Below are 14,744 nucleotides of genomic sequence, written 5' to 3' on the forward strand. Positions count from 1 at the left end.
TCTACTGAAAATGTATGTGGAATTAGCAGCTCGCGGCCGCGAATTCAACCTGTTGGGTGCTGCGGGTTTCCCCGTCGTAGGCCTCGACGCTCACGGTGCCTTCGCTCAGCTCGCTCTGCCGGGTGGAGAAAGCAGCGGTGCCCTTCTTACCGGCCTCGACCTTCGCGAACTGCTTGGAACCAAAGTCGTTGACAATGTTCAGCGAGATCGGTCCGCTTTCGGCGTTGGTGGCGGCAACCATCAAGGTGGCCTTACCGGCTACGCAGCGAACCGAGGTATCGACCGCAACGTTCAAGGCCGGCTCGGTCTCTTCAGGAACCGCGACTCCGGCCTCGGTGACCCACTTGGTACCGGCAGCATCCTTGGTGATGGTGAATTCATCCCACAGGTCCCCAACATTCAACTCCGTGCTGGCGCTGCTGGTCTTCTCCGCGATATATGACTTGTAAGTCAGCGCATCGGCGGTCACGTCCACGATCTGGTAGGTGGTGAAGCCACGGCCACGCAACACCTGAGTGGCATTGTTCTGCGTCCACACATTGTCCTCGGCGGGAGCCAGCTGGTAGTGCTTCGCTCCGGAGTTAGACACGATGTAGACCGGACCATCGGTCACACCCTCATGCTCGGTCACGTTCTCGTTGTTGTATCCGCGGGCGTAGACGTGGTCGTGACCCATCTGCACCAGATCGATATTGTGCTTCTGGAACACCGGAACCCAGTGTTCGCGCAGGATGGGTTCGTTACGACCCGAGGATGCGGAGTACACCGGCTGGTGGAAGGTGACAACGTTCCACTTGGAGCTGGTTCCTTCCAGGATGTGATCCAACCAGGCGGCCTGAAACTCGATCCACAAGGAGCCCAGATCGTTGGCCGGACAGTCGCTGCCTTCACACGCGGGCAGGTTTTCCGGGGTCAAGAACCCACTGCTGCGCGTTGCGTTGATCGAAATGAAACGCACACCTTGGTAATCGGCGTAGTACACGGTTTCCTGCGCAAATTCAGTCCAGTGCTCGAACAATGCGCGGTACTGCGCAGCCTGTGGGGTATCGCCCACGGTCAGCTGTGCCAGTTCCCCAACGGTCTCCACGCTGGGGTTATTGCGCGGGTACTCGAAGTTGGCCTTCCAGGCGCGGAGCTTGGCATCGCCAGAGTATTCGTGGTTACCCGGAGCGGCCATCACATTGGTGGTTGCAGCGGACTGCTCCATCCCCTTGAACCAGTTCACCCACTGGGTTTCGTTGCTGGCAGTGTCGATCAAGTCACCGGCATGGACCGAACCCACGATATTTGGTGCGGCGGCCATGGCCTGCTCAACGACCTGTGGCCAGGTGGTGTCCAGCCCGATCTGCGCGTCACCGAAGTAGATGTACTGGAAGTTTTCGGCATTCGGGTCGGCGGTGGTGAACGTGAACCACTGGCTATAGGAATCTGCGTTGCCCACCCGGTAGGTGTAGCTGGTGGCCGGTTTCAGCCCGGTGACCTCCACAGAGAAGTGTGGCAGTGGGTTGTTGTTCACCCGGTCCACGAAAGCTGCATCGATGCTGCGCACTTCGCTGCCAGCGGTTTCGCGGATTTCAACCACCCCAGTTTCCTCATCAGCCAGACCGCCGAGCCAGGAGATGTACTGCGAAGTCTCCGGGGTTTGGGTGGGGGTGAGGATGACGCGCGATGGTGGCTCACGATGCTCGGTAGTGTGCAAGCTCAACTGCGGCATGTCCAGGTAGATATCTGAACTGCTAGCGCGGTCCTGGTGAAGGCTCAGCGCCACCGTGTTTTCCCCGTCAACCAGCACCTCGGCTGGGACGCGGAAGGAGCTGGAGATCGGATCTCCATTGGAGGAACCGGCGTACTCCTGATTGCTTTGCCCGGTGAGGCGATCATCCAAGAATCCGGCGACCTTGGTGCCGTTGACCCAGACGACGAGGGCATCGTCGAAGGTGACATCGCCGCTGATCTCCACAAACTGATCCGCTTGACCGGCTTCAAGATCGAAGCTGGTGCGGAAGAAGTAGGTGGGGATCGTGGTGCTTGGCTGATCCGCAAGGTACTGATTCAGCAAGGTTCTCGGGGTGTGCGGACCCACTGGTTCCAGCACTCCGCGTTTAGCGCCGAAGCTGCCCTTAGCGCTCTTCCACGCGCTGTCATCGAAATCAGTTTCGGTCCAAGCGTTCATTGACCCGAGTCCTGCGGCCGGGTCAGTGCCGTCATCAAGGAATTTCCACTCGGTGTCCGCCGTGGTGATCACGGTAAGTTCTGCAAGCTCGTCGGTAGGCGCAGCCGTAGCTGCTTGACCGGTAATAACTGTCGTGCCCAACAGTGCCAGCGCCAAGGCGCCGACTCCCGTACGTGTGAGCCAAGTGCTGGCTCGTGGTTTCTGATGCATCTGAACCTTCAGCGTGAGTTGGATAGATGATGCCCCTGACAGAATTTATTAGGGTGCGGCTCTCATCTAATTCCACGCAGCTAGCCGAACGGTCAACAGCTAGTGAACAGGGGATTTACTAATTGAAGGTTGATGAACTTCAACTTAATTTTTGGCTAGCACTGACCCACGCCGTGCCGCGCAGAGTGCTCGTGACGGCTTAGTTGCCCAGAGGGAGGAGCAAAACGATCCACTGGGCAACCAGGCACGGCTTCTGTGCGTGCTCGACCTCCATGGTCACCTCGTACGTCACCCGGTAACCTTCCCCGCGGGGCTGAACCTCACTAACCAGCAGCCGGATACGGATCCGCTCATCGATGGTCAGCGTGCGCAGAAAACGCACTTGGTCTAAGCCGTAGTTATAGCCGTGCCAGCGCCCGACAAGTTCGGCCACCAAGTAGTCGAGAAGACCTAATTGGTGGAATCCTTCGACTATTCCTTCGGGATACATCTCACCGATACTTGGCCCGTAGGTTTGGTCCAAATAGGTGCCGGTATAAAAGTCCTGTTGTCGTTTCGGGTCGATAGAGAACCACTCACCGACCAGCGTGCGGCCCTGCATACCTGGCCACTGATCTAAAGATTCCGGTAAAGATGGGTGCGGATGGTGTTGCGCCATGAACGTCCTTGATCACTGGGGAAGAGCCGGGGGCGAGATGTTGTTGTGTTCATTCTCGCAGTTGCCGACGCGGGACAGCTGACCGGTTCGCCGATCTAGGCTGCAACGGGCTCTCGCACCATACCGGAAGACATATAGCCCTCGCAGGTGCAACGTGTGGCCCGACGATCACGCGAGCACGCCAGTTGCTCGCTAAGTCATGATGCTTGATCGTTGCCAGAACCTCAGATGTTAGTTGTGATTAGCCGACTTTTGCGGTGGTGAACTGGTGGTCTTCGGCAAGCGCAATATTCAGCGCCACACCCTTCTTGTCCTCGGTCAAATGTGCGTCCCAGCGACTCTCGGTAAGTTTCAGCAGCTGTTCAATGCTGGTGGGCGCTTGGTCCTGCTGGACAAGGAAGCGGGCCACTTCACCGCGGGTGTGCTTCGCGAAGTGTGAGACCACCTTGGGCACCCCGCCGCGTAACTGGTATACATTGACCGCCACGGCATTACCGTTGCTGGGCTTATAGGCTGCAGCGTAGGTGCTAGAGCGAGCATCAACCACCAGCTGGTCACCGATGAGTTCATCAAGCACCGGGGTCAGACGCTTCTTCCACCAACTGGCAAGCTTGCCCAGCTCGGCGAGTTTGGCGTTCATAGACAGCCGGTAGGGCGGAATCCGATCGGCGAAACTGACAGCACCCCACAGTGCGGAGACCACCAATATGGCGTCATCGGCTCGCGCTTGGGAGGCCGCATCGAGGTTCTGGTAGCCCAAAGCTTCAAAGAGCACGCCGGAATAAATGTCGTGTGCCCGCGCGGCTGGTTCGGTATGCAGTGCAATATTTCGAGCGACCTCGTTCGCGAGGGAGGCGCCCACTCCGAGTACTTCCATGGCATCGGGCCGCGCCGAGACCTCGGCCAGCGCATCGAGCACCTCACTACGCGCACCACTGAGCTCGGGGAAACTGAGTTCGGCCAGTTCAAACGGGTCTCCAGTAGCGTGGGCGGTCTTACCTTCGGAGGGTGGAAGCAAAATAAACACGACTTCGAGCTTAGCCGAAGCGTCCGGAGCAAAATGCCTAAGCTCACCTTGCGGCAATGTCAGATTCAGCATCCAACGGGTCTAGACTTAGATGCTGAATGGGATGACCAGACGATCGCGTGTCACCGTGGGTGGCCCGAGGAACGTCCGGGCTCCGCAGAACAGGGTGGTGGGTAACGCCCACTCGGGGAAACCCGCAGGCTAGTGCCACAGAAAATAGACCGCCCGAGGCAACTCGGGTAAGGGTGAAACGGTGGTGTAAGAGACCACCAGCATCTCAAGTGATTGAGGTGGCTTGGTAAACCCCACCCGGAGCAAGGTCAGACAGACTGCGCAATGAGGGTTGTTCGCCCCATGCAGTCGGGTGGACCGCTAGAGGCTGTCGGCAACGCCAGTCGTAGATAGATGATCGTCACCGTCTGAATTGACGGCACAGAACCCGGCGTATCGGTCATCCCATTCGCCCACTTCCGTCGTGTTTTCGGCCATCAAAGCATGAATGAGCAGCTCGCAAGGTAAGTCTCTGGGTGATAGGACTCACAGGGTCACATTCTGTACAGGTTCCCCGAACGTTTATGATGGATATGTATTCAACGGGGAATGATCCTGACACCCCGTGCCACCGTAATGCAATGGTGCTTCTCACGGTGCCAACCGACTTTAAGGATCCGAAAGTCGGCTGAATTGGAAGGGATTTTCTGTGACCCAGCAGTCTGTCGTTGCCCAGGAAGAATGGAGCGGGCGCGAAGAGCTCGCCGAGGCCATGATTCCATTGATCGGACGTCTTTACCGCAAGAACAATGTGGTGACCTCCATCTACGGCCGCAAGTTGATCAACCAGTCGGCTATCGACATCATCAAGGCTCACCGTGTGGTGCGTCGCATCGATGGTGAAGAGCTGGCGCTGACCGCCACCATGCCAATCCTGGAAGCCATCGCCGAACTGAACGTCGGCGCCGTGTCGGTAGATCTGGGACGACTGAACAAGAAGTTCGTCGCCTCTGGTGCCACCGATCTGAAGGCTTTCTTGACCGAAGAACTGGGGGAGAAGGTTGGCAAGGCCGGGCAGGCCGACGCGGAACCACAGGACGTTGTGCTCTACGGTTTCGGTCGTATCGGTCGCCTGCTGGCTCGCATTCTGATCGAACGCGGCGGCTACGGATTGCGTCTGCGCGCCATCGTGGTGCGTAAGGGCAGCGACAATGACCTAGAGAAGCGCGCCAGCCTGCTGCGCCGCGACTCGGTCCACGGCAAGTTCGACGGGTCGATCACCATCGACGAAGAGAACAACACCATCTTGGCCAACGGCACCCTGATTCAGGTCATCTACTCGAACGACCCGGCCAGCGTTGACTACACCTCCTACGGCATCAACAACGCCATCGTGGTGGACAACACCGGCCGCTGGCGCGATGAAGAAGGCCTGGGACAGCACCTGAAGTCCAAGGGCGTGGCCCGGGTACTGCTGACTGCACCAGGTAAGGGCGATGTGAAGAACATCGTTCACGGCATTAACGATTCGTGGATTACCGCCGAAGACAGCATTGTCTCCGCCGCATCCTGCACCACCAACGCCATCACCCCGGTGCTCAAGGCCTTGAACGACAAGTTCGGTGTCAGCCACGGTCACGTGGAAACCGTTCACTCGTTCACCAACGACCAGAACTTGATCGACAACTTCCACAAGGGTGAGCGTCGTGGACGTTCGGCAGCACTGAACATGGTGATCACCGAAACCGGTGCCGCCAAGGCTGTGGCGAAGGCTCTGCCGGAGTTCGCTGGCAAGCTGACCGGTAACGCCATCCGCGTACCGACCCCGAACGTTTCCATGGCGATCCTGAACCTGAACCTGGAAAACGAAACCGACAAGGATGAGCTGAACGCTTACCTGCGCGAAACTTCGTTGACCAGCGAACTGCATAAGCAGATCGATTACATCGATTCGCCAGAGGTTGTCTCCACCGACTTCGTTGGATCCCGCCGTGCCGGCATCGTTGATGGTCTGGCTACCATTGTCTCCGGCAAGAACGCCGTGGTGTACGTGTGGTACGACAACGAGTTCGGTTACTCCTGCCAGGTGGTTCGCGTGATCGAAACCATCGCAGGTACCCACCCGGTCGCCGTTCCAGCTCTTGAGGCTGAAACCGTCACCGCCTAAGGGTTTAGTCCGTGCAGGATAAACGCCGCCCAGATAACTTTGCTTATCTGGGCGGCGTTCTGCCTTTAACCCTTGGGTCGCCGGCAGAAGTCAGCGCTGCGCCAACTACCGCCTCTCGCCGGCGGGGTTGGCCACTTGCTAGGATCAGAGGCATGCGAATCTCCCTCCATAAAGGCCGGGTTCTGGCGGCCCTGAGTGTACTTTCTGCAGTTGGCTTAGTCTTAAGCGGTTGCTCGAACGGGGAGGATCACGGCAAAAGTTCCCCGAGTTCGCCGGTGGCAGCCGAACCCTTAGCTCTGGAAGTGACTTCCGGGGATCCTGCGGCGGTACGGGGTAACTATTCGCTGGGGGAGTCGAGTATGGATGCTCGACTGGAAGGTGAGCTGATCATCGGTGCCGATGGGTGTCTGCAGCTACTGACCGGGCAAGATGAGTCGACGTTGCTGGTCTTTCCGGATGAAGCAGATCCCATCGAGCGAGGACGTCCGGGGATCGAGATCTCTTCAACCCGCATCATGGTCGGTGAGCGGGCGAGTTTTGCAGGCGGTGGCTACGAACTGAGTGAAGAGCAATATGAAACACTTCGCCGCTGTGTACCAAGCGGCGAAGTGTTTCTCGTCCAAGGTTTGGCGGGCTAGTTTCCCGCCGTTGCGCGCGCACTTTCTTGATATAGCTGCCCGAGAATTCCGCGCACTAAATCCTTGAGATCGTGTCGGGTCAATTGGGTCAGCTGTAGATCGTACTTCGCACCAAACCTAAGTTGGCCATCCTGATAGAGATAGGCGTTCGCCTGCGCGGGAATGGGATCGGTAACGGTGGCTCGCGCATCTGCAGAGCCCAACAACACCGTACGGATCTCAGCGGGCCCCCAACCGGGCTTCTTGAAACCCTCGGTGGTTTTCTGAAGCACGGTTTGGTGAGATGCATTGGGTGAGTGCTGAAGAAATTGCTGCAGCGCCGTGTTGCCGAGCAGTTCGAGGGAGTTCATCGCAGCGCTGAAGCAATGACGTTGCGCTTGAGCCAGATTCTCGTACTCGTCGGGGAACGTGCGAATCATGAGCCGCAAGGTCCAGGGCCGGCCGTAGTTGCGGCGGCCCGGTGAGCGCAGATCAATCAGTAGCTAGACCTCGGACAGCTTCGGATGCCTCAGCCGAACTGTGAGCATGGGTGATCCACCGTTATCACGCCCGGCAAAAACGCGCCGATCTTCGGGCGCTGTGGCGGAGAGGTCATCATCTAGATCATCGGCGAGGCGGCGGGTGATCACATCGTGTGCTGCCCAAGCACGAGATTCTCCGATCAATGACTCGGCCTCGGTATCTACTTCGGTCAGGGAATCGAAGAGCAGCCCGCTGAGCCAGGCGCAGTGCGGATTCTGGCTTGAGCGCCACAGGCCCACCAGATCGGCTTGGTTGAGCACCTGCCAATTTGCAACGTTGAGATTCCTCCGGCGATTGAGATCCACGAGGTAACGACCAATGGTGGTACCGGACTTTTCCTCTTGTGCCGCGACCCACCGCTCATACTTTTCCAGTTGGCCCGACCGATCAGTGTCCGAGACCTTAGCTTCGAGCACGGCCAAGACCTCATGCGTATCCCTTGGCGTCACCACCATATCCAATCGACCGGCTGCTGGCTTGGTGAGGACGAACTCTCGTCTGATGACAATGTCCGTTCTGCCTAGGTTGAGGAATTGCGCCAGCGGTAGCGGATCGAGCTCGGCAAGCAGTGCCACCATGTCACTGAGCGGACTCTCATGCGAAGTAAAGCGGGAAATGGCCTGACGGTAAGTCGATTCTCCGATGATTAACCCGATCTGTGCGTCGTGTGAAAGGCGGCGCGGTTGCTGCCAAATTTTAGTCTATTCACGAGGCTGAATCATGCTGGAGACAGTGACATCCGGGTCTAAATCACAGCGACGAAAATCTCACTGTTCAGCCATTAGTAACTTTGCGTTAATCTGCCTACCATTGATCTAGGTCTTTGGCCGTCTACCGAGTTGTTTATTGCAGGAGTTATTCCATGGCAGGTGCCGCCGCACAGTCCCGTCCGTCACGTTGGCCTAGCCGTACCCGTTGGGCCCTGGCGGTACCGGCGCTACTGCTGAGCACCGGGTTGCTTGCCGGTTGCGGTAATGACTACCCATTGGGTGATGCACAGCGGGAAGCCGCCGAGAACAACACCTCCAGCCTCAATGGCACCATCACCGGTGGGGGTTCTACGGCGCAGAACGCGGCAATGAACGCCTGGACTACCAGCTTCTCCAGTGTGCACCCACGCGTGCAGGTGCAATACGCCTCTGTTGGTTCGGGTGCAGGCCGTGCCGGACTATTGGCCGGCGGCACCGAATTCGCTGGGTCGGATGCTTATCTGAAGGATGAGGAAGTTGCTGACTCCATCGCCCGCTGTGGTGCCGACGGTGCGATCAATATCCCTGCCTACATTTCGCCGATTACCGTGGCGTTTAACCTGCCAGGTGTCAGTAGCCTGAACTTCGATGCCGATGCCGTGGCCAAAATTTTCAGTGGAGAGATCACCAGCTGGCAGGACCCAGCCATCGCCGAGCTGAACCCCGGGGTGGAACTTCCAGATGTACCAATGACCGTGGTGGTGCGTTCGGATGACTCCGGGACCACCGAAAACTTCACCGAGTACCTGCATGCCGCAGCCGAAGAACACTGGGGGCACGAGCCGAGCGGATCATGGCCAGGCGGCACCCGGGTGGAACAGGCTCAGGGTAACTCCGGTGTGGTGACTACCGTGGTACGTACCGCCGGCGCAATCACCTACGCCGATGATTCGCTGGTTGATTCCTCGCTAGGTAAGGCAGCGTTGAAGGTTGGCGAAGGTTTCGTGGGAGTGAGCGGCGAAGCTGCGGCCCTGGCCGTGCAAGATGCCGATCGCGTCGAAGGCCGCGGCCCTCACGATGTGTCCTTGCACCTGAATCGCACCACCGAGACTCCGGGCGCCTACCCGCTGGTAATGGTCTCCTACTTCATCTTGTGCAGTAGTTACGAAGACTCTCAGCGTCTGGAACTGCTCAAGGAGTTCGCCCACTATGTGGTGAGCGACGCCGGTCAGCAGGCAGCGGCTGATTCGGCCAAGAGCGCCCCGATGCCCGCAACTCTCGCTCGGGATGCGGCTGAAGCGGTGGATTCCATCACCGTACGAGGCTAAGGGTTTCACACAGACTTCTGATCCAACAAAAAACTCAGGCGGTATTCGAAAGCTACTTTCGAATACCGCCTGAGTTGTTATTACTCGCCGTGGCCGAAGGGATCCTCATCCGTTCCTGGTAGCCAGGTATTGCCCGGAACGCCCCACCCCAGCGATTTCTTGGCTTTGAGCCAGCGCTTATCCCAACGGGGAACGAGCTTATCTACATAGAGGAAGCCATCAAGGTGGTCGAATTCGTGTTGCATGATGCGGGCAAACCACCCATGCGCTTCGAAGCTGACGGGCTTACCGAATTCGTCAACCCCCTCCACCTTGGCGTAGTCCGCACGCTTCAAGGGGAATGAAAGCCCGGGGACCGAGAGGCAACCCTCTGACTCCTCATCGACATCCGGGGTCGCCTGGGAGATCTTGGAGAGGGTGAGCTTTGGGTTGATCAAAACCCCGCGTTCCGGAGCGGTATCCTGTTCGGCGTAAATGTAGGTGAAGATCCGTAGTCCCACACCAATCTGTGGTGCGGCAAGACCCACCCCATGTGCCGCGTCCATGGTCTGATGCATATCGGCGACAAGGGCACGTAATTCCTCATTGAATTCGGTGACCTCAGCGGCGCGTTTGTGGAGTACTGGTTCACCATAGACGGTGATCTGCCGGATTGGCACTGGTTCGGATCCTTTCCAAGAGCCCAGCCGTTGACTCAACCATAATTTCACGCCTGATGTGTCCTGTGCCAATTCAACCGCGTGCTAGGTCGGGGAATGTGATCACTCTGGCATACCCCGGAACCCGTATTCGAAACTGTGTTCTAATACTTGCAATTGGTCGTGAAGTTCTAATGACTCTCGTGGGACACTCGGCGCCTCAGACGAAAACAGCCAGCACCTTTCAGTGCTGGCTGTCCCGGTATCGGCCGAAGAATTCATGGTCCAGCTGCGGCTGCACCTCGAAGGACTGTGGCGTACTCGCGATTTTTCCGCGTGATACGCCCCCCAAAGCGTCTGAGTATCACGCGTTCAATCACCACCAGCCTAGGGGCTAAACCTCGAAAAAACAGTAGCATTAGGTAGTCACAGAAGCAGACTTAGGTAGTAAAAAATGATGCTGGATCAAACGCTTGATGATCCATCGGGCTCCTCGATTAGTTGTCGACGATCTCGAATGCCAAGCTTTCCGTAGGACTTCTGCAAATGACCCTCCACCGTGCGCGGAGAAAGGAACAGGGCTTCGGCAATGACCGTATTACTCTCCCCGCGCGCTGCCCGCGAGCAAGCGGCATACTCTCGGTCGGTCAGCACTTGCGGATTCACCCGGGCCCGACCTAATCGCGGACTATTGACCTGGGTGAGCGGCTGCATGATGCGAGTGCTCAGCGTGAGTAACTGTGAGGAGCGCGCCCGTTTACCGCGAGCCAAGGCAAGTTCTGAGCCATGATTAGCCAATTCCGCAGCATAGAGCAGCCGACCTTGATCGACATGGGACTGCACTAGCGCATCCAACTCGGAATCAAGCTCGCTGAGTGCTTGGGTGTAGCCAGCTAAGGTACGGGCGAGCTCGCCTTCCATCTCGCTGGCCAACACACTGAACCCCAGCGTTTCGTCGTGTAGTTTGAGCCGCCACGCATCATGCTGCACCCGAAGCTGTAGCATTCTGAGGTCTCGGGCACGGGCTTTACTCAGTAGCTGCTCGGTGTGCTCTCGGGCAGACTCGGGGCCGTGAGCAAGCAAAATGACCGGCATCAGCGCCCGCTCGGTCTCCAAGTGCAACCATCTGCCGCCAGTGCTTGCGCTGTTCTTGCTGATATCGAGAAAATCCCGCATTTGTTCAAAATTTCCCACCAATGCCTCGGCCCGCGCTCGCAGGGCGGCAATCAAGCACCACACGCGATCCGGATCGCACCACTGAGCTAACGACATTGCCTGGGCGAAGGATTCAATCGCCTTACTGGCATGGCCCTGATCCAATTCAATAGAGCCGCGAGCTAAAAAGTAACGCGCCGAGTTAACCAAAGGAACCTGATCTTCAATACGAATCAGCATTGAAATCAGATCGTGATGGGCCCCGCCTTCTAAGAGCATGACCGGGTGTAAAGCCACAAAAATGTGGCCGAAACCCCGGACCTTAATCGGATCGCTCAATGTCTCGGTGAGACGCTGGATCAAGAGGTCTAGAGCCTGCGAAGGAGACCCGCGAAAAGCGATATTGACGCAGTAACGTGCCAAGGCCTGAGCCTGAATATTTGGCGCGACTTCCGGATCCGTCGCGTATTGCAGCAGGCGTGAAAAATCTTCGGTGGGCTCATTGGCATTCTCAACAATAAGCCGAAGCGCAGCAATATCACGAGGGTCCTCCGGCAGTGGTTGCAGTAGCTCTAGAGCCCGGCCAACTTCGCCCAGTGTCAGCCGGATTTGGGCGCCCGCCAACCGTAGCACCGGACACGCACTATTGCCGATCGTTTCAATATCGGTCAGCGCAGCTTGAGAAGCTCCAGATTCGTGCAAAGCGGTGGCCCGTGCCGCGATCAGCTGGTGATACTTCCAGGAGGAGTACTGCTCCGGGTCCAGATACTCGGTTAGCGTCAAGACTGCCGCATAGCGTTGGGCAGAAAGCGCCAGAGTCACCGCGCGCAGCAGGTCATCGGGAGCCGATTCAATGCCGACCGCCTGACAATGGACGGTGATATTTGCCCGAACGTACTCGCTCAATTCCAGATCGGCCACCACGGGAAGTAAGTGCTCCAGGATTGCGCGCAGTTCGGCCCGGTCAAGGCTCGCAGTCACACTGGCGGCGGGCAGTTGGTCGGTCAGCCGGATGAGCTTAGCTCCGGTAGATAGCGGACCGTTATGATCCAACTCGGCCAGCCCTTCATCAATCATCGCATCCAACGCGGGAGACCCGAGAATCATGCGTGCTTGCGAGATGGGCAAAGTCCCGGTGATGCTCAGTTTCGCTGTAGCCACTCTTAAGTTCGCTGGTAGTTGCGCTAAGCGTCCAGAAATCTGATTCACCATACGTTCGCCCTTTGGCTCCCACAGCGGGTGAAGAGTCCAATACTCACCGGCAAGCCGAAGTTCCTTAGTTTCGAGCGCATCGTCAACCAATTCACGCAGATATAAAGGATTACCCGCACAACTGCGCAACAACCGCCGGATACTCGGAGCATTCACTTTCCCGCCGAGCTGCCGACTCACCATGAACTGCGCATCCGCGAAGTCCATCGGCGCAATGCTCAGCCGATGGGAGATATGCCGGGCAGATAAATTCTGCAACGCCCCAGGAAGGTGCTGAATCCCGACACCAGCCACCACCAAACGCAGGTGCTCGGAAGTAGCCAACTGCGCCAATACAGCCGCGCTCTGCTCGTCCACCTCCTCGGCACGATCTAAGAAAATATAAGTTTCCTCAGTAGCGACGAGCCCGGTCAACGCAGAAATCATCGAGGTAGGGGATTGAGCGGCCGAACGAATCTGCGAAATCTGCGAACAAAGCCCCGTGAGCAACGCGAAAGGTACGTCATGTAACGCCGCGGCCCCAGTTACCCAATAAAAACGCTTATTCAACTGACCAAAAATCGACAACGCAAAGGTTGTCCGCCCGCTACCATGCGCACCGGCAATAAACACTGTCTCACTGCGCTGCACAGCATGTATCGCATCCTGAAGCGGCTTTCGCCGGGAAGGAAGAATTGGCGGCAGGTGAGTATGGGAGCCAGTCATGTCGAGAAGTGCTTTCGGGTGGAGGGGAAATCCCAAAGACGGTATTCGAAACTATGTTCTAATTTCGCTCCCGTCTCCATCTCCACCCTGACCGGCAAGGATTCACATCAACCCGTGAATCTACACGCCGCGCACGCCAGCTGATCCGCACAGTGACAGATCCAACAGCCAAGACGTTCATTGCACCAGTGTGTCACCGTCCAGATAAAAGCAAAAGAGCCAGCCTTTGCCCGCTGCACGAGCCAAACGCTAGCCGCACCGCGCCACCCCTGGCGCTCGCCGTGGTGTCTGGCAGGTGAGTTCTCTAGAAGTTGTTCCGCGCACCTTGCTGATGCGTCAGTATGCAGCAAAGTCCCTCTTGAGTATTCATTGACCTGCCTCGCAGGGGAATCGTCGCTGCGCGGGAGGTGAGCTTTCGGGTGACGTGGCTGGCCTTGAAGAAGCGTCCAGCACTGCCCATTGACATTGACACTGCGTCAACCTTTAGCGTGGAAGTTATGGAGTGGTCAATACAGCAAATCGCGCGCATTGCAGGCACCAGCAGTCGCACCCTGCGTCACTATGACCATATTGGTTTAGTTCCGCCCAGCCGGATTGGTAGTAACGGGTATCGCTACTATGACGAGTCGGCATTGCTTCGGTTGCAACGTGTATTGCTGCTGCGCGAACTCGGACTTGGGCTCGCGCACATCGCGGATGTGCTGGCCCAAGAAACGGTCGAGAGCGGGGCGCTGACTACCCACCTTGCGGTGCTCAAACAGGAACACCGCAGGCTCGCCCGGCAAATTGCCGCCGTCGAGCACACCATCGCATCTTTGAAAGCAGGGGAATCTCTTATGGCCGAGAAAATGTTCGAAGGTTTCGACCACACGAAGTATAAAGACGAAGTGACACAACGGTGGGGCAAAGCTGCCTACGCCACATCCGATGCCTGGTGGAAGGCGAAGTCCAGCGCGGAACAGGAGCACTGGCTGCAGCAGGTCAAGAACCTGAACGAAGACTGGATTGCTGCGGCAACCGATCCGTCCATCAGCGCGGATTCACCGATCGCTCAGGAGCTCGCCGCACGGCACATTGCGTGGTTGAAATCTGTTTCCGGAACTCCCGCTGCCGAACCACTCGGTGACCTTCGCGGCTATGTTCATGGGCTGGCAGATATGTATGTCTCTGACCCGCGATTCGCTGCGAACTACGGTGGGGTCACGGGTGCGAAATTCGTGCGCGATGCACTCTTGGCGCATCTTCCCTAAACACGGCGGTTACCCCGGCCGACCCCACCGTGCGGCGCGGCAAATTTTCCCGTGCGCCGCGAGGTGATGGTTTTGGTTAGTCATCGGCCCAGACCAGATCGTTCTCTGCCAATGCCGCGGAGAGAAGGTCAATCGCTTTGGGGCCTACCCCGTGCAGGGCGAGCAGCGGTTTCTTACCGAATGCCGCGACTTCGACGAGGCTGGTAATGCCCTGCGCGAGCAAAGCGCTGGTTGCCGGTCGGCCGATTTTCGGTAAGTCACCGATCTGTGCGGGAAAATCTCGGGTGCTCATGGGTTGAGAATAGCAAGAGGGGAGCGCAAAAGGCCGCAGAATGATCATGCATTCTGCGGCCTACTGCCCGGGTTCGGCACCTACGGCCA

At 57.8% G+C, this 14,744-nt stretch carries 12 protein-coding genes and 1 other RNA gene; 5 read left to right on the top strand and 8 right to left on the bottom strand.

The window, feature by feature from the left end:
• Positions 1-22: 22 nt before the first annotated feature.
• The 3 genes from ACQQZ8_RS07380 to ACQQZ8_RS07390 all read right to left on the bottom strand — a co-directional run bounded on the left by ACQQZ8_RS07380 (position 23) and on the right by ACQQZ8_RS07390 (position 4,140).
• Complete coding sequence (locus ACQQZ8_RS07380; RefSeq protein ID WP_431712015.1) at positions 23-2,383, bottom strand: fibronectin type III domain-containing protein; 2,361 nt, start codon at positions 2,381-2,383, stop codon at positions 23-25.
• A 199-nt stretch (positions 2,384-2,582) separates the two neighbouring features.
• Entirely contained in the window at positions 2,583-3,041 is a 459-nt protein-coding gene (locus ACQQZ8_RS07385; protein ID WP_431712016.1) for a hypothetical protein, read from the bottom strand.
• Between the two features lie 241 nt (positions 3,042-3,282).
• Positions 3,283-4,140, bottom strand: a complete 858-nt coding sequence (locus tag ACQQZ8_RS07390) for a YaaA family protein (protein WP_431712017.1) — start codon at positions 4,138-4,140, stop codon at positions 3,283-3,285.
• A 27-nt stretch (positions 4,141-4,167) separates the two neighbouring features.
• Between ACQQZ8_RS07390 and rnpB the strand changes: the two genes are divergently transcribed.
• From rnpB to ACQQZ8_RS07405, 3 genes are all read left to right on the top strand, one after another.
• Positions 4,168-4,531, top strand: an RNA gene (gene rnpB, locus ACQQZ8_RS07395) — RNase P RNA component class A.
• Positions 4,532-4,768: 237 nt separating this feature from the next.
• A complete protein-coding gene (locus tag ACQQZ8_RS07400; protein ID WP_431712018.1) occupies positions 4,769-6,226 on the top strand; it encodes a glyceraldehyde-3-phosphate dehydrogenase in 1,458 nt (485 codons plus the stop codon).
• Positions 6,227-6,501: 275 nt separating this feature from the next.
• On the top strand, positions 6,502-6,864 hold the full coding sequence (locus tag ACQQZ8_RS07405) for a hypothetical protein (protein WP_431712019.1): 363 nt from the start codon (positions 6,502-6,504) through the stop codon (positions 6,862-6,864).
• Here ACQQZ8_RS07405 and ACQQZ8_RS07410 read toward each other — a convergent pair.
• Positions 6,861-7,283, bottom strand: coding sequence for a hypothetical protein (locus ACQQZ8_RS07410; protein WP_431712020.1), 423 nt, complete (start codon positions 7,281-7,283; stop codon positions 6,861-6,863). The two genes, ACQQZ8_RS07405 and ACQQZ8_RS07410, sit on opposite strands and share 4 nt — an antisense overlap.
• A 63-nt stretch (positions 7,284-7,346) precedes the next feature.
• Complete coding sequence (locus ACQQZ8_RS07415; protein ID WP_431712021.1) at positions 7,347-7,964, bottom strand: hypothetical protein; 618 nt, start codon at positions 7,962-7,964, stop codon at positions 7,347-7,349.
• A 284-nt stretch (positions 7,965-8,248) separates the two neighbouring features.
• On the opposite strand from ACQQZ8_RS07415, the gene pstS reads away from it, so the two are divergent.
• The gene (gene pstS / locus ACQQZ8_RS07420; protein ID WP_431712023.1) at positions 8,249-9,403 is read left to right on the top strand and encodes a phosphate ABC transporter substrate-binding protein PstS; all 1,155 of its coding nucleotides are present in this window, start codon (positions 8,249-8,251) and stop codon (positions 9,401-9,403) included.
• An 80-nt stretch (positions 9,404-9,483) separates the two neighbouring features.
• Here pstS and def read toward each other — a convergent pair whose 3' ends face one another.
• On the bottom strand, positions 9,484-10,062 hold the full coding sequence (gene def, locus ACQQZ8_RS07425; protein WP_431712024.1) for a peptide deformylase: 579 nt from the start codon (positions 10,060-10,062) through the stop codon (positions 9,484-9,486).
• 444 nt (positions 10,063-10,506) lie between these two features.
• Positions 10,507-13,038: a response regulator transcription factor gene (locus tag ACQQZ8_RS07430; RefSeq protein WP_431712025.1), complete on the bottom strand. Its 2,532-nt coding sequence runs from the start codon at positions 13,036-13,038 to the stop codon at positions 10,507-10,509.
• Positions 13,039-13,610: 572 nt separating this feature from the next.
• Between ACQQZ8_RS07430 and ACQQZ8_RS07435 the strand changes: the two genes are divergently transcribed.
• Positions 13,611-14,363, top strand: a complete 753-nt coding sequence (locus tag ACQQZ8_RS07435) for a MerR family transcriptional regulator (protein ID WP_431712026.1) — start codon at positions 13,611-13,613, stop codon at positions 14,361-14,363.
• Between the two features lie 76 nt (positions 14,364-14,439).
• Here ACQQZ8_RS07435 and ACQQZ8_RS07440 read toward each other — a convergent pair whose 3' ends face one another.
• Positions 14,440-14,655, bottom strand: coding sequence for a hypothetical protein (locus ACQQZ8_RS07440; protein WP_431712027.1), 216 nt, complete (start codon positions 14,653-14,655; stop codon positions 14,440-14,442).
• Between the last annotated feature and the right edge of the window lie 89 nt (positions 14,656-14,744).

The organism is Glutamicibacter uratoxydans (assembly GCF_050753455.1).
In the GTDB taxonomy this organism is placed as follows: Bacteria; Actinomycetota; Actinomycetes; order Actinomycetales; family Micrococcaceae; genus Glutamicibacter; species Glutamicibacter uratoxydans_A.